Raw genomic sequence first — 18,654 nt, forward strand, 5'->3', positions numbered from 1 at the left:
CCATCAGAAGGGTTCCAGGGTTGCGAACAGGCTGACAATCGCCAGCACAACGGCTCCAATTCCCCATTCAATCTGAGTCATCCAGATAAACCAGAGATTCGCGCGGCGATTTTCCTGCCGCATACGTGGTACGAGAACATACCGGTTCGTTAGCGCAATTGCCACCATTAGCAGGACAAGGACACATTTTAACAAAAGAAACTGCCCGTACGCGGTATGCCAGGGGGCGGAAAACCCCGTAATAAAAAGCACATTTGCGATGCCGGTGCACAATACGCCCGCGACAAACAGATGACCATAGCGGGAGAAACGCATCATTGTTTCGATGGCCTGTTGTCGCCAGCGACCTTGCGCCATGCGCATACAGTAGATAACCGGCAGCAGGCCGCCAAACCAGGCCGCAGCGCACACCAGATGAGTCGCATGGTTAATCTGCTGTACCGCGCCCACCACGCCATCATTCAGCGTGGCGTGGCCAACGCCTGCCAGTAACGTAAACTGGGCAATCATCAGGATGAACAGCAGACGCGGTAAATTTCTCGGCACAACCAGCGTCATGACCAACGTGACAAGCGCGAGAATAATCTGCCACAGCCATACGCCGCCAAATTGAGTCTGTAAAACCGCGCCCCATATCGAAACCGAGATCACGTCCTGCCAGCCCGCCCCCATTAGTCCACCCTGGATCGCCAGCATCAGCGTCGCGCTGACAAAGCTCCACACGGCAGCGTGCTGTTGCAGGCGCAGAAAGCGGCGAGTCATCAGGCGACGAACAGAAACCGGCGCCAGCCACGCGCCATATAACGCGCAGCCAAACACCAGCATCATGGCGCTAAAATGGATAAAGCGAAGCGCTACCCAGGTAAACGTCAGCATGATTACTTCACGCTAAAGGTGTATTGCCCTTTTGTCTTATGACCGTCAACCGACACCACATGCCAGTTAACCGTATAGGTTCCGGGATTAAGCGTCTGATCCAGAGGAATAATGAGCTGTTTCGCATCCTGCTCATTGCGCTTCGCAGGCCGCGTTTTGATGCTTTCCTGCTTTGGCCCGGTCAGCGTCGCCCCGCTGAAGCCAGGCTCAATGCCTTCGGAGAAATTCAGCGTCAATGCCTGCGGCGCGGCAGTCACCTCAGCGTCAGCCGCCGGGTATTGATGCGTCAGATGCGCATGTGCCCAGGCCGCAGGCGCCGCCAGCGTTGAGGCGAGGAAAAGGAGAGCATAGCGCAAAGAAGGTGCAGTAGAAGCCATATCAATTATTCCTTTTTGTTATGTCTGATTTACAGAGAATAACCTTCTATAATGGTCGAGTCGAGAATCATCATTTCCGGCTTGCCATTGAGGCGCACTCTTAGTAACTTTTGCGCGCCATTGATGATAAGGAGAAGCGTATGCAAACGAACCTGGCTCAACTTGAACAAGCTGACATGGATAAGATTAACGTTGACCTGGCCGCAGCCGGTGTGGCGTTTAAAGAGCGTTACAATATGCCCGTCGTGGCAGAAGTCGTTGAGCGTGAACAGCCAGAACACCTGCGCGAATGGTTTCGTGAACGTCTGATTGCCCACCGTCTGGCGTCGGTTTCCCTGTCACGCTTACCTTACGAACCGAAAGTTAAATAAACTTATATAGCGTTACACTTCCTTACACATGAGTTGCTACAGTATAAGTACATTCTTAAACTAAGATTTAAGGATGATTGTAGACACTATGAAAAGGAAATCATTATGTCACACTGGAAAATCGCGGCGGCGCAGTATGAACCACCTCGCGCCACGCTGGCAGAACATGTCGCGCACCATCTGCAATTTGTTGAGATTGCTGCCAGCCAGCAATGCGAACTCCTGGTATTCCCTTCCCTGTCGTTAACCGGATGCAACGATACGGCGCAGGCGCTCCCTGTCCCGCCCGATGAGTCCTTATTACAGCCGCTTGCTTATGCGGCATCCGCATACCGCATGACGATTATTGCCGGGCTGCCGGTTGAGCATAACGGCCAGTTAGTCAGAGGCATTGCCATTTTCGCCCCCTGGGTGACATCGCCGCTGATCTTTCATCAAAGCCACGGCGCCTGCGTGGCCCGCCACCGGAAAACGATAAGCGTGATGGATGAGCAGCCGGAAGGCATTGATATCGATCCCGCCTTTTCGTTATTCACCACCAGCCAGTGCGTCAGCGAACATGATTTATTTACCTCCACCTCCCGGCTGCAACGGTTTTCGCATCGCTTCGCCATTGCCGTGTTGATGGCAAACGCCGGAGGCAGCAGCGCGCTATGGGATGAAAGCGGCCAACTCATTGTCCGCGCGGACAGCGGTTCTCTGTTGTTAACAGGTCAGCATACGACACGGGGTTGGCAAGGCGATATCATTCCATTACGCTAGGTGTTTTCGGTCGGGAGCACCCCATGTTGCGAGTTATAGATACGGAAACCTGCGGACTACAGGGCGGGATTGTTGAGATTGCCTCTGTCGATGTGGTGGCGGGGAGAATTGTCAATCCAATGAGCCATCTGGTTCGTCCCGACCGCCCCATCAGTCCGCAGGCGATGGCGATTCACCGTATCAGTGAATCGATGGTTGCCGATAAACCCTGGATCGAAGATATCATTCCGCTCTATCACGGAAGCGAATGGTATGTCGCGCATAACGCCAGTTTCGACCGGCGTGTACTGCCAGAGATGCCGGGAGAGTGGATCTGTACCATGAAGCTGTCCCGCCGGTTATGGCCGGGGATCAAATACAGCAACATGGCGCTCTACAAATCCCGTAAGCTAAGCGTGCAAACACCGCCCGGCCTTCATCATCACCGCGCATTGTATGACTGCTACATCACGGCGGCATTGCTGATCGATATTATGAACACGTCAGGCTGGACGGCGGAACAAATGGTCGACATTACCGGACGCCCGGCTCTGTTAACGACATTTACGTTTGGCAAATATCGCGGCAAAGCCGTTTCTGAAGTCGCCGAGCGCGATCCGGGCTATCTGCGCTGGTTATTTAATAACCTTGACAACATGAGCCCGGAGCTGCGTTTAACGCTTAAACACTATCTGAGCGACGCCTGAGCGCCTGCCTGCCCTGGCAACGTGCCCTGAGCGAGGCCAATCAGAAAAGCGAATTCCAGCGCCACTCCCTCATACGCTTTAAAACGCCCGGACTTCCCGCCATGCCCGGAATCCATATCCGTACACAGCAACAGCAGGTGGTCATCCGTTTTCAGTTCGCGCAGTTTAGCGACCCATTTGGCGGGTTCCCAGTATTGCACCTGCGAATCATGTAACCCGGTGGTAACCAGAAGATGCGGATAGTCCTGCGCGGTGACGTTGTCGTACGGACTGTAGCTTTTCATATACGCGTAGTATTCCGCATCCTGCGGATTTCCCCACTCTTCGAACTCTCCCGTGGTTAAAGGGATAGATTCATCAAGCATTGTCGTCAGGACGTCAACAAACGGCACCTGCGCGATGACGCCATGAAAAAGTTCAGGACGTTCGTTAATCGCGACGCCCATCAACATGCCGCCCGCGCTGCCGCCCATGCCATAGCAAAATGAAGGCGAGCCGTAGCCCAGTTTCAGCAACGCGTCGCAGGCATCAAGATAGTCATTAAACGTATTTTTCTTTTTCAGAAACTTGCCGTCTTCATACCACTGATGACCTAACTCACCGCCGCCGCGAACATGCACGATGGCGTAAACAAACCCGCGATCCAGCAAACTTAACCGACTGCTGCTGAAATCAGCATCCATGCTGGCGCCATAGGAACCGTAGCCGTAGACAAGTAGTGGATTTTGCCCCTTACGGAAGTGTTTTCGATGGTAAACCAGCGAAACCGGAACCTCTACGCCATCCCGGGCGACAATCCACAGGTGCTCGCTCTGATAATTCGCAGCGTCAAATCCCGGCACATCCGTTTGTTTGAGCACGCGCCGCTCGCCGGTATCCATATCCAGCTCAAACAAGGTGTCCGGCGTCGTCATCGATGAATAACCATAACGCAAGCGGGACGTTTCCGGTTCAGGGTTATAGGCAAGCCAGGTGACGTAGGCCGGATCGTCGAACGCAATCCCCGTTACTTCACGCGTTTTACGGTTAATCTGCCGCAGGCTGGTCAAACCACGCTGGCGTTCTTCCACCACCAGCCAGTCGGTAAAAAGGGTAAACCCTTCCAGCATGATGCTCTCGCGCGGCGCAATCAGCTCTTCCCAGGCATTTTCATCACGTACCCGGCTGCGATACAGACCAAAGTTTTTTCCGTGGCGATTGGAACGCAGATAAAACTTATGCTGGTAATGATCGAGACTGTATTCATGATCTTTACGCCGTGGTAAAAACGAGAAGGGTTCCGCATCGGCCAGTTCAGCATCCAGCAACAACACTTCACTGGTGGTCGCACTGGCAAGATGGATCACCACATAATGCTGAGAGGTGGTTTTGTGCAAACTGACGTAAAAAGCGTCGTCCTTTTCTTCATAGACCAGTTGATCCTGCGTGGCCGGCGTACCCACGGTATGGCGCCATACCTGGTAAGGCAGCAACGTGGTGCTGTGTTTACGCACGTAGTAAAGCGTCAGCGAATCATTCGCCCAGACAAACTCTGGCGCCACGTTATCCAGCAGTTCCGGGTACCAGTTACCGCTTTCAAGATTACGAAAACGCAGCCCATACTGACGACGGGAAAGATAATCTTCCGCCAGCGCCATGATGGTGTTGTCCGGCGTAATGGCCATTCCACCGAGGGTATAAAACTCGCTGTGGGCCGCTCGCTGATTCGCATCCAGCAATAAATCCCACGCATCCGACTCTTCACTTCGCGCCAACTGGCGTTGGTAAATAGCATATTCACACCCTGGCTCATAAATCTGCCGGTAGCGATAACCATTTTTAACGTAAGGTGCGGAAACATCTCTGGGCGGAATGCGATCGATAATCTCTTTCAGCACGCGATCCTGTAACGCCTGCTGTGACGCCATGACCTGATGTCCATAGGCGTTTTCCTGATGCAGATAGTCAAGGACATCAGGCTGCGAGCGGGAGTCGTCTCGCAGCCAATAATAGTTATCGACACGGGTGTCGCCATGCAGCGTCATGGTGTGCGGAATACGGGTGGCTTTTGGTAGCATGTCTTTGTTCTTTTGTCTTTAAACACCCTATAAGGGTGGCAAAAGTCACGCACGATGCAAGCGAAACATGCTATGCAGGGGATTACGTTAGCCTGGCAGAGCCTGCTTTTGCTGTTGCAGATCCTGCTCGATGCCATCCCGCACATCCTGAGGAATTTTCAGCGCATCGCCCAACGCATTCAGATAACTGCGCTCCATAAAATGGTCGATATCAATGGCGGCACAGCTCAGGAAGTAAATTTCCAGCGCCTCTTCCTCATTACGGATGCCTTGCGCCAGACGCTGCGGATCGAGCGGCTGTTCAATCGCCTGTTCGATAAGCACACGTCCCTGCTCCTCCACCCCGGCTTCACGCAACTGGCGTTCGATGGCTGCACGCTCCTGGCTATCGATATGCCCGTCGCTTTTCGCCGCAAACACCAGGGCGAGGATCAACCGCTCGGTTCGTTGGTCCAGCGGCGTACTCTGCGCGCCGAATTGCGGCTCATCCTGATGCGCAGCACGTACCCTCTCTTTGTATTTGTTCCATAAGACGGTGCCTGCCACCGCGCCGCCGCCAACCAACAGGGCGCTGGTGCCATATTTAGTCAGTAACTTACGGGAAGATTTATTGGCGACCAGTAAACCGGCCAGACCGCCTAACGCGCCGGGAACCAGCAGTTTACTCAGCCCTTGCTCGCCTGAAGAAGATGCAGAGGCTCCGTTTTGCCCGAGAAGAGATTGTAATTGGTTTAGCCAGTTAGCCATTTTGCCCCTCAAATACAAACGATGAATCGTCAAAGCGTACTTGAGGGGGTGTCAGGAAGTGTCTAATTCAGCAAAAGATGCGCAAATTTGTCATTAGCGGGGCTGGTATTCCGCGGTTCCGGCTTTGCAATCAACCTTTACCAGATAATGAAGATCGGCACTTTTCCCGCGAACAGTCAGAGGAACCATCCAGTTACCCTCTTTGCCGGTAATATCCTGAGTGTTGACCCACACTACCGGATTCGCCTGTCCGACCTTTTTTTGGTCATCAGCCCAACGTACGATACGGTTTTGCTGATAATCGCGCTTTACGCTGGCGGCGATCCCATCAGCGTTCAGCCCTTCACAGGTCGGGAATTTCACCGATTTGCTGGCCGTATCGGCAGCGAAGACCGATACGCTGGCGGACAACAACAGCAGGCTCAACAGCGCTCCTCTTTTTTTATTCATACTTTTTCTCCTTATATCTCCTTCGTCTTTCAGGCTGCATGTTTGCAACGCGAAATCCACGGGCATAGCACAATGATTCAGGAAAAAGCATGGTACAAAACATCAGGAGCGCAAGTCAGACTCAGGCCGCTTGCGTGTCATCCTCCGTCGTCGCATCGCTTTTAACCACCTGCGGCGACGGCAATTTGCCGGTTTTCAGGATCGTGCTCAATACGTCTTTTTGTTCAGCCAGCCACAGAGAAAGCGCTTCTCGCTGTTCGTCTTCCATTGCTACCGGAGACTGCTCAAGCCATGTGTCGAGCAGGTCTGCCGTATCAAGCATTTTGTCATACGCATCGGCGTCCTTTTTGCTGGTAAACGACATTTTTTCCTCACCTTCCCGAATGACCACGTATTTAACTTCAACCGCCATTTTTGCAGCCTCTCAATAACCTGTAATTATGTACAGTATATTACTTTTCAGTAATGAAATCAACCTGGCAATAAAGACAGACGCAAACGTTTTCGTATATACTGCGCCCAGTTAAATCAGGGGATATATTTTATGACGTTATTAGGCACCGCGCTGCGTCCGGCGGCTACGCGCGTAATGTTATTGGGTTCAGGCGAACTGGGAAAAGAAGTGGCGATCGAATGCCAACGCCTGGGTGTGGAAGTTATCGCGGTGGATCGCTACCCGGATGCGCCAGCGATGCACGTCGCCCACCGTTCACACGTCATCAATATGCTGGATGGCGAAGCGCTGCGCCGCGTGGTTGAACACGAAAAGCCGCATTTCATTGTGCCGGAAATTGAAGCTATCGCGACGGACATGCTGGTAGAACTGGAGCAGGAAGGACTGAATGTGGTGCCTTGCGCCCGGGCGACGCAACTGACGATGAACCGTGAAGGCATCCGTCGTCTGGCGGCAGAAGAGCTGGCGTTGCCGACCTCTTCTTTCCGTTTTGCCGACAGCGAAGAACGCTTTCGCGAGGCGGTGGCGGAGATCGGTTTTCCCTGCATCGTGAAGCCGGTGATGAGTTCTTCCGGTAAAGGACAGAGTTTCATCCGCAGCGCCGACCAACTGTCGCAGGCATGGGAATATGCCCAACAGGGCGGCCGCGCTGGCGCAGGGCGCGTAATTGTCGAAGGCGTGGTTAAATTCGATTTTGAAATCACTCTGCTGACCGTCAGCGCCATAGACGGCGTCCATTTTTGTGCCCCTGTCGGCCATCGTCAGGAAGACGGCGATTATCGTGAATCCTGGCAACCGCAGCAGATGAGCGATCTGGCGCTGGCGCGCGCGCAGGAGATCGCCCGCAAGGTTGTTCTGGCGTTAGGCGGCTATGGGTTATTTGGCGTCGAGCTTTTTGTCTGCGGCGATGAAGTGGTTTTTAGCGAAGTCTCCCCGCGACCGCATGATACCGGCATGGTGACGTTGATTTCGCAAGATCTGTCAGAGTTTGCCCTGCACGTTCGCGCTTTCCTCGGCCTGCCCGTGGGCGAAATTCGTCAGTATGGCCCTGCCGCGTCCGCCGTTATTTTACCGACGCTCACCAGCCAGAATGTAACGTTTGATAATGTACAAGCGGCCGTCGGAGCGGGTTTACAGGTGCGGTTCTTCGGCAAGCCGGACATCGACGGAACTCGTCGGTTAGGCGTCGCGCTGGCGACAGCGGAACGCGTCGAAGAGGCCGTTGAGCGTGCAAAATACGCGGCGGCACAGGTGAAAGTCGCGGGGTAAAAAAATGCCGGATGGCGCTGCGCTTATCCGGCCTACAACCCTATAAAACGTAGGCCCGGTAAGCGTCAGCGCCACCGGGCATTTGAGCTTACTGTTTCGCGCCTTCTACCGCTTCGCGAGCCAGTTTCGTGATGCGATCGTAGTCCCCCGCTTCCAGCGCGTCAGCCGGAACCAGCCAGGAACCCCCGATACACAGAACGCTTTTCAGCGCCAGGTAGTCACGGTAGTTCGCCGGAGAGATACCGCCAGTCGGGCAAAAGCGTACCTGAGAGAACGGACCAGCGATCGCCTGCAACGCTTTGGTGCCGCCGTTAGCTTCCGCCGGGAAGAATTTGAACTCTTTCAGGCCGTAGTCCATACCCAGCATCAGTTCGGAAACAGTGCTGATACCTGGAATCAGCGGAATGGTGCCTTCGGTCGCCGCTTTCAGCAGAGGCTCCGTCAGGCCCGGGCTGATAGCAAACTGCGCGCCCGCTTCCGTCACTTCCGCCAGCTGTTGCGCGTTCAGAACCGTACCCGCACCGATGATCGCTTCCGGCACTTCTTTCGCGATAGCGCGGATGGCATCCATCGCACACGCGGTACGTAAAGTCACTTCCAGAACGCGCACACCGCCTGCAACCAGCGCTTTTGCCATCGGCACCGCGTGTTCCAGTTTGTTCACCACGATCACCGGTACAACCGGGCCTGTGGTCAGGATTGCTTCTGCACTTGTTTTCCAGTTTTTCATCAGAGTTTTCTCTCGCCTGAGTACAAAATTTGTCGTCTTAAAACGTCATACAGGTTGCGCCCTGCTCGGCGCCGGACAGTTTTTCACGCAACGCGCTGAACATCTCACGGCCTGTACCGATGCGCGATGCGCTCAGGTCAGGAATGTGAGGCTGGCGAGCAGCAAGTTCCGCATCATCAACCAGCAGCGTCAGTTCGCCTGTCTGTCCATTCACACGAATAATGTCGCCATCGCGTACTTTCGCCAGTAGCCCGCCATCATAGGCTTCCGGGGTTACATGGATTGCTGAAGGCACTTTACCTGAAGCACCGGAAAGCCGTCCATCGGTAACTAACGCAATTTTGAAACAACGGTCCAATAATACACCAAGTGGCGGCATGAGTTTATGTAATTCTGGCATTCCGTTCGCTTTTGGTCCCTGATGGCGCACAACCACCACGCAATCGCGGTCAAGCAGACCCGCTTCAAAAGCCGGTAAAACATCATGCTGACTTTCAAAAACAACCGCTGGCGCTTCAATAATTTGATTTTCAACCGGCACCGCAGACGTTTTCATGACCGCGCGGCCAAGGTTGCCGCTCAGCACTTTCGTTCCGCCGTGGTGGGAGAACGGCTTATCAAAGGTGGCAATCACATTGCTGTCCAGGGATTTCGCCACCCCTTCGCGCCAGTCCAGTTCGCCGTTGTTCAGCCACGGTTCGAAGGTATAGCGAGACAGACCAAAACCCGCCACGGTATTCACATCTTCATGCAGCAGTCCCGCATTCAGCAGTTCACGCATCAGTGCCGGTACGCCGCCTGCCGCCTGGAAGTGATTAATATCTGCCGGGCCATTCGGATACAGACGCGCCATCAACGGTACGATTTCCGACAGATCGGAGAAGTCATCCCAGTTAATCAGGATGCCTGCCGCCCGCGCCATCGCGACGAGGTGCATGGTGTGGTTGGTTGAACCGCCGGTTGCCAGCAGCGCCACAATGCCGTTCACGACCACTTTTTCATCAATCATCTTACCGATCGGCATCCATTCGTTGCCGTTACCGGTCAGGCGCGTCACCTGGCGCGCGGCGGCAGCGGTCAGCGCTTCACGCAACGGCGCGTCCGGGTGAACAAAGGATGAGCCGGGCAACTGCATCCCCATGAACTCCACCACCATCTGGTTGGTGTTGGCGGTGCCGTAGAACGTACAGGTGCCTGGCGCGTGGTAAGAGGCCGCCTCAGATTCCAGCAGCGCCATGCGATCGACCTTCCCTTCCGCATATAACTGGCGGATACGCACTTTTTCTTTATTAGGCAGACCACTTGCCATCGGGCCGGAAGGCACGAAAACAGACGGCAGGTGGCCAAATGACAGCGCCGCCATCGCCAGACCGGGGACGATTTTGTCACACACGCCAAGGAACAGCGCGCCATCAAACATATTGTGAGACAGCCCCACCGCCGCCGACATTGCTATCACTTCGCGGCTCAGCAGAGAAAGCTCCATACCGTCCTGCCCCTGCGTCACGCCATCACACATCGCAGGAACGCCGCCGGCGACCTGGCCTACCGCATTCGCGGAATGCAGCGCTTTGCGGATGATCTCTGGATAGTGCTCATACGGCTGATGAGCGGAAAGCATGTCGTTGTAAGAGGTGATGATCCCGATATTGTTACGCAACATGCTCTTCAGTGACGCTTTGTCGTCAGGCTGGCAGGCGGCAAAGCCGTGCGCCAGGTTACCGCATGCCAGCTGCGAGCGATGAACAGTGGATGTTCTCGCTTGTTCAATACGGGCGAGGTAGGCAGAACGTGTCTCACGCGAGCGTTCGACAATGCGTTTTGTTACGCGTAACAAATTTGGATTCATAGAGGCTCCTGAAATTTATTTGTCTGTGCCGCCGATTAACAAAGAGTTTCAGTAAGGTTAAATATTGCTGAATCGCTTGTTATATGGCGCACTGGGGCAAAATCACTTCCGGCAGTGTAATAAAAAAAGCCCCGCGGGTGAATCCACGCGAGGCTTAAAAGTGCAAAAATTGTTCTACAATCTGTGTTAGATCATGTTACCGGTAAAATAACACCTATGGGCTAGATGGAATTTTACTCAAACTCATTCCAGGAACGGCCATCACGGGTGATCATCGCCACCGAAGCGACCGGCCCCCAGGTCCCCGCCTGATACGGTTTTGGCGCATCATTATCCATTTCCCAGGCTTCAGTGATGGAGTCCACCCACTTCCAGGCCTCTTCAACTTCATCACGACGCACGAACAGCGCCTGAATACCGCGCATGGTTTCCAGCAACAGACGCTCGTAAGCATCCGCCAGATGCGTTTGATTGAAGGTTTCGGAGTAGCTCAGATCCAGCTTGGTGATCTGCAAATTGTGTTTGTGATCCAGACCCGGCACTTTGTTAAGCACCTGGATATCCACACCTTCATCAGGTTGCAGACGGATGGTCAGCTTGTTCTGCGGCAGATCCTGCCAGGACTCTTTGAACAGGTTCAACTCAGGCGTCTTGAAGTAGACGACAACCTCAGAGCATTTGGTCGGCAGACGTTTACCGGTGCGCAGGTAGAACGGTACGCCCGCCCAGCGCCAGTTGTCGATGTCCACGCGAATCGCCACAAAGGTCTCGGTGTTGCTGCTCTTGTTCGCTCCCTCTTCTTCGAGGTAGCCCGGCACTTTTTTGCCCTGAGCAAAACCGGTGGTGTATTGCCCGCGAACCGTTTTCTCGCGCACGTTCGAGCGATCGATGCGGCGCAGCGACTTCAGCACTTTCACTTTCTCATCGCGGATGCTGTCGGCCGTCAGATCGGACGGCGGCGACATCGCAATCATGCACAGAATTTGCAGCAGGTGGTTCTGGATCATGTCGCGCATCTGGCCCGCCTGGTCGAAGTAGCCCCAGCGACCTTCAATACCCACCTCTTCCGCAACGGTAATTTCCACATGATCAATCGTGCGGTTGTCCCAGTTATTCACGAACAGCGAGTTGGCAAAACGCAGCGCCAGCAGGTTAAGAACGGTCTCTTTGCCCAGATAGTGGTCGATACGGTAAACCTGGCACTCTTCAAAGTACTCGCCTACCTGATCGTTGATTTCACGCGAGGTCGCCAGCGAGGTGCCCAGCGGTTTTTCCATTACCACGCGAGCCGGTTTAGCGTTCAGCTTCGCTTCACCCAGACCTTTACAGATGGCGCCAAAGGTGCTCGGCGGCATCGCAAAATAGTTAATGGTGGTGCGCGATTTTTGATCCAGCATGGCCCCCAGGCGACCAAACGCCTCAGTGTCGTTAACGTCCAGATTGCAAAAATCCAGACGGCCGCTCAGGGTATCCCACAAGCCTTCATCAATCTTTTCTTTCATGAAGGTTTCGAGCGCTTCGCGAACCACTTTGGTATAGGCATCTTTGTCCCAGTCCGCGCGACCCACCCCGATAATACGGGTATCCGGGTTAATCTGACCGGCTTTCTCCAGTTGATACAGGGAAGGCAGCAATTTTCGGCGCGCCAGGTCGCCTTTCGCGCCGAAAATGACCAGGTCACATGCCTGGGCTGTTTGCGTTACCGCCATGTCATTCTCCTCAGTTAAATATCCCGGTGCTTTTGCCAGGGTATAGTTGTAATTTTATTACAATGCACTGTACTGCTTTTACGTGAATCCCGAAACTGTAAACGCTTATCCACCCGTGCGATTCGGGCGATCTTCGGTTTTCCCGCGGTAAATAGCCGTAAAACAGATAAAAAAATTGTCGTTTTCGTACATGTGACAGACAGCTAAAATCAGACACCGATCATGTAATGAAAAAAAACAACAACTATTCTATCCATTTTGCCCCCTTCCCGGATGCTCAGGGGTAATATCTAACAAAATCGCATCTCGATTTCTCACATCATTGAAATCGTTATTAACTGTGAGCTTTTCTACATCATGAATATGCTAGAAAAAATCCAGTCTCAACTGGAACATTTGAGCAAGTCAGAACGTAAAGTAGCCGATGTTATCGTTGCCTCCCCCGACCGCGCGATTCATTCAAGTATTGCTACGCTGGCCCAGGAAGCGAACGTCAGTGAGCCTACCGTGAACCGTTTTTGCCGCAGCATGGATACGCGCGGCTTCCCTGATTTTAAACTGCATCTGGCACAAAGTCTGGCGAATGGTACCCCTTATGTTAATCGCAATGTGGATGAAGATGACAGCGTTGAGTCCTATACGGGGAAAATCTTCGAGTCTGCGATGGCCAGTCTGGACCACGTTCGCCAGTCGCTGGATAAATCTGCGATAAACCGTGCCGTCGATTTGCTCACCCAGGCGAAGAAAATCGCCTTTTTTGGCCTGGGTTCCTCTGCGGCCGTGGCGCACGACGCCATGAACAAGTTTTTTCGCTTCAACGTGCCGGTGATCTACTCCGACGACATTGTCCTGCAACGTATGAGTTGTATGAATTGTAGCGATGATGACGTGGTCGTGCTCATTTCCCACACCGGCCGAACCAAAAGTCTGGTGGAACTGGCGCAGCTGGCGCGCGAAAACGATGCGATGGTGATTGCGCTAACCTCTGCCGGAACGCCGCTGGCACGAGAAGCAACGCTGGCAATTACCCTTGATGTGCCGGAAGATACTGACATTTATATGCCCATGATCTCTCGACTTGCTCAACTGACCGTGATAGATGTGCTGGCAACAGGATTTACTTTGCGTCGTGGGGCAAAATTCAGAGATAACTTGAAGCGTGTCAAGGAAGCGCTCAAGGAATCGCGTTTTGATAAAGAATTACTCATCAAGAGTAATGACAGCTAAAAGCAATAACAATGTTCTATCCTTTTCGTCATTCGGATACGTTCATTTTTAACCGTTAAGGTCTCAGAACGACCGGATCAATGTTCACGCAACACCAAGTTGTTTCAGTCAACGGAGTATTACATGTCCAGAAGGCTTCGCAGAACCAAAATCGTTACCACGTTAGGCCCGGCAACTGACCGCGATAACAACCTTGAAAAGATTATCGCTGCTGGCGCGAACGTCGTACGTATGAACTTCTCTCACGGCACGCCGGAAGATCACAAAGTGCGCGCGGATAAAGTTCGTGAGATTGCCGCCAAACTGGGGCGTCATGTGGCGATTCTGGGTGACCTCCAGGGGCCAAAAATTCGTGTATCCACCTTTAAAGAAGGCAAAGTTTTCCTCAATATTGGCGATAAATTCCTTCTTGATGCCAACCTGGGCAAAGGCGAAGGCGACAAAGATAAAGTCGGTATTGATTATAAAGGCCTGCCTGCTGACGTCGTGCCTGGCGACATCCTGCTGCTTGATGATGGTCGCGTACAGCTAAAAGTGCTGGAAGTTCAGGGCATGAAAGTCTTCACCGAAGTGACCGTCGGCGGCCCGCTCTCTAACAATAAAGGGATCAACAAGCTGGGCGGCGGTCTCTCCGCCGAAGCGCTGACCGAGAAAGATAAAGCGGATATCGTTACCGCAGCGCAGATCGGCGTGGATTATCTGGCTGTCTCCTTCCCGCGCTGCGGCGAAGATCTGAATTATGCGCGTCGCCTGGCGCGCGATGCAGGTTGCGACGCCAAAATCGTCGCGAAAGTAGAGCGCGCGGAAGCCGTCTGCGACCAGAACGCAATGGACGACATTATTCTTGCATCAGACGTGGTGATGGTTGCGCGTGGCGACCTCGGCGTTGAGATTGGCGATCCTGAACTGGTCGGGATTCAAAAAGCGCTGATTCGCCGCGCTCGTCAGTTGAATCGTGCGGTGATTACCGCCACGCAGATGATGGAATCGATGATCACCAACCCAATGCCGACCCGCGCGGAAGTGATGGACGTGGCGAACGCCGTGCTGGACGGCACCGACGCCGTCATGCTGTCGGCGGAAACGGCGGCAGGACAATACCCGGCAGAAACCGTTGCGGCAATGGCGCGCGTTTGCCTGGGCGCAGAAAAGATCCCGAGCATCAATGTCTCTAAACACCGTCTGGATGTCCAGTTCGACAACGTTGAAGAAGCGATCGCAATGTCCGCCATGTATGCGGCGAACCACCTGAAAGGGGTAACGGCGATTATCTCCATGACCGAATCCGGTCGTACGGCGCTGATGACTTCGCGTATCAGTTCCGGCCTGCCGATTTTCGCCATGTCCCGCCATGAACGCACGCTGAACCTGACCTCTCTTTACCGTGGCGTTACGCCGGTTCACTTTGACAGCGCGGCGGACGGCGTTGTCGCGGCAAGCGAAGCAGTTAACCTGCTGCGCGATAAAGGCTATCTGGTTTCGGGCGATCTGGTTATCGTGACCCAGGGCGACGTGATGAGCACCATCGGCTCCACCAATACCACGCGTATCCTGACCGTCGAGTAATCGTTGGTGATAAGCCTGATGGCGCTTCGCTTATCAGGCTTACAGGCCGGGTAACAAAAAAGCCTCTCTGACGAGAGGCTTTTTTTATTTGATGGGATACCACTCTTTGCGCTTATACGGCTGAATTTCACCCGGTTTGCGGGTTTTGAGCAGTTTCAGAATCCAGGTATATTGCTCAGGATGCGGTCTGACAAAAATTTCCACCTCTTCGTTCATCCGTCTGGCGATAGTGTGGTCATCCGCAGTCAGAAGATCGTCCATCGGCGGTCGCACCAGGATGGTCAGACGGTGCGTTTTACCATCATAAACCGGGAAAAGCGGCACCACGCGAGCACGACACACCTTCATTAACCGGCCAATGGCTGGCAGCGTCGCTTTGTAGGTTGCGAAGAAATCAACAAACTCACTGTGTTCCGGGCCATGATCCTGATCCGGCAGATAGTATCCCCAGTAGCCCTGACGGACAGACTGGATAAACGGCTTGATGCCATCATTGCGCGCATGCAGACGACCACCAAAACGACGACGGACCGTGTTCCAGACATAGTCAAATACCGGGTTACCCTGGTTATGGAACATCGCCGCCATTTTCTGCCCCTGGGACGCCATCAGCATCGCGGGAATATCCACGCCCCACCCGTGCGGCACCAGAAAGATCACCTTTTCATTATTCCGCCGCAGCTCATCAATGATCTCCAGCCCCTGCCAGTCGACGCGCTTTTGCAGTTTTTCAGGCCCACGAATCGCCAGTTCGGCCATCATGGTCATCGCCTGTGGTGCGGTCGCAAACATTCTGTCGACGATAGCTTCACGCTCTGCTTCGCTGTACTCAGGAAAACACAGAGATAAGTTGATCAGCGCGCGACGCCGGGCGCTTTTCCCCAGACGTCCGGCAAAACGTCCCAGCTTCGCCAGTAAAGGATCGCGAAACGACGCGGGCGTTAATGCAATACCCGCCATTGCGGCCACGCCCAGCCAGGCACCCCAATAGCGTGGATGACGAAAAGATTTCTCAAACTCAGGGATGTACTCAATGTTATTTTTTTTCGTTTCCATGCTTTTCCAGTGTTTGATGCCACGAAAAGTAAATCTGTTGATAGTGTAGCGGCGCGCTGTGCGCCACACAAAATAAAAAAGCCGGTACGCATCGCGTACCGGCTCCATAAGCATATTTATTAATCGAAGCGCAACTGCGGCAGGACTTCTTTGACCTGCGCCAGATAAGCACGGCGGTCAGAACCTGTCAGCCCTTCGGTACGCGGCAGTTTTGCCGTCAGCGGGTTAACAGCCTGCTGGTTAATCCAGACTTCATAGTGCAGATGCGGCCCGGTAGAACGCCCGGTATTGCCTGACAGCGCGATACGATCGCCACGTTTCACTTTTTGCCCAGGTTTCACCAGCAGCTTACGCAGGTGCATATAACGCGTGGTGTAAGTACGGCCGTGACGGATAGCGACATAATAACCTGCCGCGCCGCTGCGTTTCGCTACCACGACCTCACCGTCACCGACCGACAGCACGGGCGTACCTTGCGGCATCGCAAAATCGACGCCTTTATGCGGCGCAACGCGACCGGTCACCGGGTTCAGACGACGCGGATTAAAGTTTGACGAAATGCGGAACTGCTTCGCCGTCGGGAAGCGCAGGAATCCTTTCGCAAGCCCTGTGCCGTTTCGGTCATAGAACTTACCGTCTTCCGCGCGAATCGCGTAATAATCTTTTCCATCTGAACGCAGACGCACGCCCAGAAGCTGGCTCTGTTCACGCTTGCCATCCAGCATTTCACGCGACATCAACACAGAGAACTCATCGCCTTTTTTCAGCTTACGGAAGTCCATCTGCCACTGCATCGCTTTAATGACGGCGCTGACTTCTGCGCTGGTCAAACCGGCGTCTTTCGCACTGGCGACAAAGCTCCCGCCAACCGCGCCTTTCATCAGGCTATTGACCCAGTCGCCCTGCTGCATTTCGCTGCTCATTTTGAAACCCGTTCCGCTACGATCGTAGGTACGCGTTTCGCGGCGTGAGACTTCCCAGGTCAGGCGTTGCAAATCGCCGTCCGGCGTCAACGTCCAGGAGATCTGCTGGCCGATTTTCAGATTACGGAGTTCCTTATCCGCAGCGGCCAGTCGGCTGATATCGCCCATATCAATGCCATACTGATTCAAAATGCTGCTCAGCGTATCGCCGGTGGAGACAACATATTCATGCACGCCCACTTCGCCAGACGTTTTGTCGTCCAGCTCATCCTGTGGGATCGCTTCATCTTCCTGCGCAGCCTGATCAATCGGTTCGCTGGCTTCAGGCAGCAGCGAACGAATTTCACTCTTTTCCAGTTCGATGGTTTTGACGATGGGCGCAGAGTCAGGGTGGTAAACGTAAGGCCGCCATACCGCGACGGCCAGTGTCAGAACAGTAAGCGACCCCAGCATAACGCGGTGGGGTCGGGGCAGATTATTAAATGCCAGGGCGACAGAGCGGGCTATCTGTTGCACGTATTCACTTCCTCATTAATCTCCTTTCAGGCAGCTCGCATACTGGTTGGCTAATTGATTCAGAAACGCTGAATAGCTTGTTTTACCCAGTTTAATGTTCGTTCCGAGGGGATCCAACGTTCCCATTCGAACGGATGTCCCTCTCGCAACGGCTTCAACGACCGCTGGCCTGAACTGTGGCTCAGCAAAAACGCAGGTTGCTTTTTGCTCAACCAACTGTGTTCTTATTTCATGTAAACGCTGCGCACCAGGTTGAATCTCAGGGTTCACGGTAAAGTGACCAAGCGGAGTTAGCCCATAATGTTTTTCGTAGTAGCCGTAGGCGTCATGAAAAACGAAGTACCCTTTCCCCTTGAGCGGTGCGAGCTCGTTACCTACCTGCTTATCGGTTGCGGCTAATTGTGCCTCAAAATCCTTCAGGTTGGCGTCAAGTTTGGCTCGACTTTGCGGCATAAGTTCCACTAATTTTTCATGGATTGCAACCGCTGAAGCCCGCGCTATCTCTGGGGAAAGCCAAAGATGCATGTTGTAATCACCATGATGGTGATGTGCGTCACCTTTTTCACCGTGCTCATGCCCGTGATCGTGATCGTCATCGTCGTCATCAGCGCCTTTCATGAGTAGCGGTTTCACGTCGGCGAGCTGCGCAATCGTTACCTGTTTTCCGTCAGGAATGTTCTTTACTGACTTTTCCATGAACGCTTCCATCTCAGGGCCGATCCAGACAACTAAGTCCGCGCCCTGTAAGCGTTTTACGTCAGACGGACGCAGTGAATAATCATGCTCAGACGCCCCATCCGGCAATAAAACCTGGGTGTCCGTGACGCCATCGGCAATGGCGGAAGCGATGAAACCTAAGGGCTTGAGAGAGGCGACAACGGCGGCATTTGCGGCCTGTGTTGCACCACCCCATAGCGCAGCGGATAATGCTGCGAAAAGAAGCGTATTTTTATGTAACATAATGCGACTAATCATCGTAATGAATGTGAGAAATGTGATATTATAACATTCTATGACTTCTGCAAGCCT

Annotated in this window: 18 protein-coding genes; 6 read left to right on the plus strand and 12 right to left on the minus strand. The window is 53.7% G+C overall.

Annotation, left to right across the window (positions count from 1 at the left end):
* Window positions 1-3 precede the first annotated feature (3 nt).
* Together copD and yobA are read right to left on the minus strand one after the other, a co-directional pair.
* Complete coding sequence (copD, locus tag OGY62_RS11570; protein ID WP_286460009.1) at window positions 4-879, minus strand: copper homeostasis membrane protein CopD; 876 nt, start codon at window positions 877-879, stop codon at window positions 4-6.
* Window positions 879-1,253, minus strand: coding sequence for a CopC domain-containing protein YobA (gene yobA, locus OGY62_RS11575; RefSeq protein WP_012132022.1), 375 nt, complete (start codon window positions 1,251-1,253; stop codon window positions 879-881). Before yobA ends, copD begins: the two co-directional genes overlap by 1 nt.
* 140 nt (window positions 1,254-1,393) lie before the next feature.
* Between yobA and OGY62_RS11580 the strand changes: the two genes are divergently transcribed.
* The 3 genes from OGY62_RS11580 to exoX all read left to right on the plus strand — a co-directional run bounded on the left by OGY62_RS11580 (window position 1,394) and on the right by exoX (window position 3,072).
* The gene (locus OGY62_RS11580; protein WP_024130259.1) at window positions 1,394-1,624 is read left to right on the plus strand and encodes a DNA polymerase III subunit theta; all 231 of its coding nucleotides are present in this window, start codon (window positions 1,394-1,396) and stop codon (window positions 1,622-1,624) included.
* Between the two features lie 105 nt (window positions 1,625-1,729).
* On the plus strand, window positions 1,730-2,386 hold the full coding sequence (locus OGY62_RS11585) for a carbon-nitrogen hydrolase family protein (RefSeq protein WP_024130258.1): 657 nt from the start codon (window positions 1,730-1,732) through the stop codon (window positions 2,384-2,386).
* A gap of 23 nt (window positions 2,387-2,409) precedes the next feature.
* Entirely contained in the window at window positions 2,410-3,072 is a 663-nt protein-coding gene (gene exoX, locus OGY62_RS11590) for an exodeoxyribonuclease X (RefSeq protein WP_012132019.1), read from the plus strand.
* Here the strand turns inward: exoX and ptrB are convergent.
* From ptrB to yebG, 4 genes are all read right to left on the minus strand, one after another.
* Window positions 3,054-5,129, minus strand: coding sequence for an oligopeptidase B (gene ptrB / locus OGY62_RS11595; RefSeq protein WP_286459919.1), 2,076 nt, complete (start codon window positions 5,127-5,129; stop codon window positions 3,054-3,056). The two genes, exoX and ptrB, sit on opposite strands and share 19 nt — an antisense overlap.
* 87 nt (window positions 5,130-5,216) lie before the next feature.
* Window positions 5,217-5,876: a tellurite resistance TerB family protein gene (locus tag OGY62_RS11600; RefSeq protein ID WP_058669276.1), complete on the minus strand. Its 660-nt coding sequence runs from the start codon at window positions 5,874-5,876 to the stop codon at window positions 5,217-5,219.
* A 93-nt stretch (window positions 5,877-5,969) separates the two neighbouring features.
* Window positions 5,970-6,326 carry a protein YebF gene (gene yebF, locus OGY62_RS11605; protein ID WP_024130257.1) on the minus strand — a complete coding sequence of 119 codons (357 nt, stop codon included), beginning with the start codon at window positions 6,324-6,326 and terminating at the stop codon, window positions 5,970-5,972.
* A gap of 121 nt (window positions 6,327-6,447) precedes the next feature.
* Window positions 6,448-6,738: a DNA damage-inducible protein YebG gene (gene yebG, locus OGY62_RS11610; RefSeq protein WP_012132015.1), complete on the minus strand. Its 291-nt coding sequence runs from the start codon at window positions 6,736-6,738 to the stop codon at window positions 6,448-6,450.
* 132 nt (window positions 6,739-6,870) lie between these two features.
* Here yebG and purT point away from each other — a divergent pair, with 132 nt between their 5' ends.
* A complete protein-coding gene (purT, locus tag OGY62_RS11615; protein ID WP_286459921.1) occupies window positions 6,871-8,049 on the plus strand; it encodes a formate-dependent phosphoribosylglycinamide formyltransferase in 1,179 nt (392 codons plus the stop codon).
* Window positions 8,050-8,137: 88 nt separating this feature from the next.
* On the opposite strand, the gene kdgA is transcribed toward purT, so the two are convergent.
* From kdgA to zwf, 3 genes are all read right to left on the minus strand, one after another.
* Window positions 8,138-8,779, minus strand: a complete 642-nt coding sequence (gene kdgA, locus OGY62_RS11620; RefSeq protein WP_012132013.1) for a bifunctional 4-hydroxy-2-oxoglutarate aldolase/2-dehydro-3-deoxy-phosphogluconate aldolase — start codon at window positions 8,777-8,779, stop codon at window positions 8,138-8,140.
* 37 nt (window positions 8,780-8,816) lie between these two features.
* Window positions 8,817-10,628 carry a phosphogluconate dehydratase gene (edd, locus tag OGY62_RS11625; RefSeq protein ID WP_104868543.1) on the minus strand — a complete coding sequence of 604 codons (1,812 nt, stop codon included), beginning with the start codon at window positions 10,626-10,628 and terminating at the stop codon, window positions 8,817-8,819.
* A 233-nt stretch (window positions 10,629-10,861) separates the two neighbouring features.
* Window positions 10,862-12,337, minus strand: a complete 1,476-nt coding sequence (gene zwf / locus OGY62_RS11630) for a glucose-6-phosphate dehydrogenase (protein WP_012132010.1) — start codon at window positions 12,335-12,337, stop codon at window positions 10,862-10,864.
* Between the two features lie 357 nt (window positions 12,338-12,694).
* Here zwf and hexR point away from each other — a divergent pair, with 357 nt between their 5' ends.
* Together hexR and pyk are read left to right on the plus strand one after the other, a co-directional pair.
* Window positions 12,695-13,564 carry a DNA-binding transcriptional regulator HexR gene (hexR, locus tag OGY62_RS11635; protein ID WP_012132008.1) on the plus strand — a complete coding sequence of 290 codons (870 nt, stop codon included), beginning with the start codon at window positions 12,695-12,697 and terminating at the stop codon, window positions 13,562-13,564.
* Between the two features lie 123 nt (window positions 13,565-13,687).
* Window positions 13,688-15,130 (plus strand): pyruvate kinase, encoded by a 1,443-nt coding sequence (pyk, locus tag OGY62_RS11640; RefSeq protein ID WP_012132007.1) that lies wholly within the window; start codon window positions 13,688-13,690, stop codon window positions 15,128-15,130.
* A gap of 84 nt (window positions 15,131-15,214) precedes the next feature.
* Here pyk and lpxM read toward each other — a convergent pair whose 3' ends face one another.
* The 3 genes from lpxM to znuA all read right to left on the minus strand — a co-directional run bounded on the left by lpxM (window position 15,215) and on the right by znuA (window position 18,585).
* Window positions 15,215-16,186 (minus strand): lauroyl-Kdo(2)-lipid IV(A) myristoyltransferase, encoded by a 972-nt coding sequence (lpxM, locus tag OGY62_RS11645; protein WP_058669451.1) that lies wholly within the window; start codon window positions 16,184-16,186, stop codon window positions 15,215-15,217.
* A gap of 119 nt (window positions 16,187-16,305) precedes the next feature.
* A complete protein-coding gene (mepM, locus tag OGY62_RS11650) occupies window positions 16,306-17,625 on the minus strand; it encodes a murein DD-endopeptidase MepM (protein WP_049008838.1) in 1,320 nt (439 codons plus the stop codon).
* A gap of 15 nt (window positions 17,626-17,640) precedes the next feature.
* Window positions 17,641-18,585: a zinc ABC transporter substrate-binding protein ZnuA gene (gene znuA, locus OGY62_RS11655; RefSeq protein ID WP_286459923.1), complete on the minus strand. Its 945-nt coding sequence runs from the start codon at window positions 18,583-18,585 to the stop codon at window positions 17,641-17,643.
* Window positions 18,586-18,654: the final 69 nt, after the last annotated feature.

The organism is Citrobacter sp. CK198 (assembly GCF_030333295.1).
GTDB classification, from domain to species: Bacteria; Pseudomonadota; Gammaproteobacteria; order Enterobacterales; family Enterobacteriaceae; genus Citrobacter_B; species Citrobacter_B koseri.

Bases quoted from the DNA above. Each gene is read 5' to 3' on its own strand.
- exoX (WP_012132019.1), top strand. From the start codon at position 2,410: ATGTTGCGAGTTATAGATACGGAAACCTGCGGACTACAGGGCGGGATT.
- yobA (WP_012132022.1), bottom strand. From the start codon at position 1,253: ATGGCTTCTACTGCACCTTCTTTGCGCTATGCTCTCCTTTTCCTCGCC.
- purT (WP_286459921.1), top strand. From the start codon at position 6,871: ATGACGTTATTAGGCACCGCGCTGCGTCCGGCGGCTACGCGCGTAATG.
- OGY62_RS11600 (WP_058669276.1), bottom strand. From the start codon at position 5,876: ATGGCTAACTGGCTAAACCAATTACAATCTCTTCTCGGGCAAAACGGA.
- lpxM (WP_058669451.1), bottom strand. From the start codon at position 16,186: ATGGAAACGAAAAAAAATAACATTGAGTACATCCCTGAGTTTGAGAAA.
- hexR (WP_012132008.1), top strand. From the start codon at position 12,695: ATGAATATGCTAGAAAAAATCCAGTCTCAACTGGAACATTTGAGCAAG.
- yebF (WP_024130257.1), bottom strand. From the start codon at position 6,326: ATGAATAAAAAAAGAGGAGCGCTGTTGAGCCTGCTGTTGTTGTCCGCC.
- zwf (WP_012132010.1), bottom strand. From the start codon at position 12,337: ATGGCGGTAACGCAAACAGCCCAGGCATGTGACCTGGTCATTTTCGGC.
- ptrB (WP_286459919.1), bottom strand. From the start codon at position 5,129: ATGCTACCAAAAGCCACCCGTATTCCGCACACCATGACGCTGCATGGC.
- znuA (WP_286459923.1), bottom strand. From the start codon at position 18,585: ATGTTACATAAAAATACGCTTCTTTTCGCAGCATTATCCGCTGCGCTA.
- kdgA (WP_012132013.1), bottom strand. From the start codon at position 8,779: ATGAAAAACTGGAAAACAAGTGCAGAAGCAATCCTGACCACAGGCCCG.
- OGY62_RS11580 (WP_024130259.1), top strand. From the start codon at position 1,394: ATGCAAACGAACCTGGCTCAACTTGAACAAGCTGACATGGATAAGATT.
- pyk (WP_012132007.1), top strand. From the start codon at position 13,688: ATGTCCAGAAGGCTTCGCAGAACCAAAATCGTTACCACGTTAGGCCCG.
- edd (WP_104868543.1), bottom strand. From the start codon at position 10,628: ATGAATCCAAATTTGTTACGCGTAACAAAACGCATTGTCGAACGCTCG.
- OGY62_RS11585 (WP_024130258.1), top strand. From the start codon at position 1,730: ATGTCACACTGGAAAATCGCGGCGGCGCAGTATGAACCACCTCGCGCC.
- yebG (WP_012132015.1), bottom strand. From the start codon at position 6,738: ATGGCGGTTGAAGTTAAATACGTGGTCATTCGGGAAGGTGAGGAAAAA.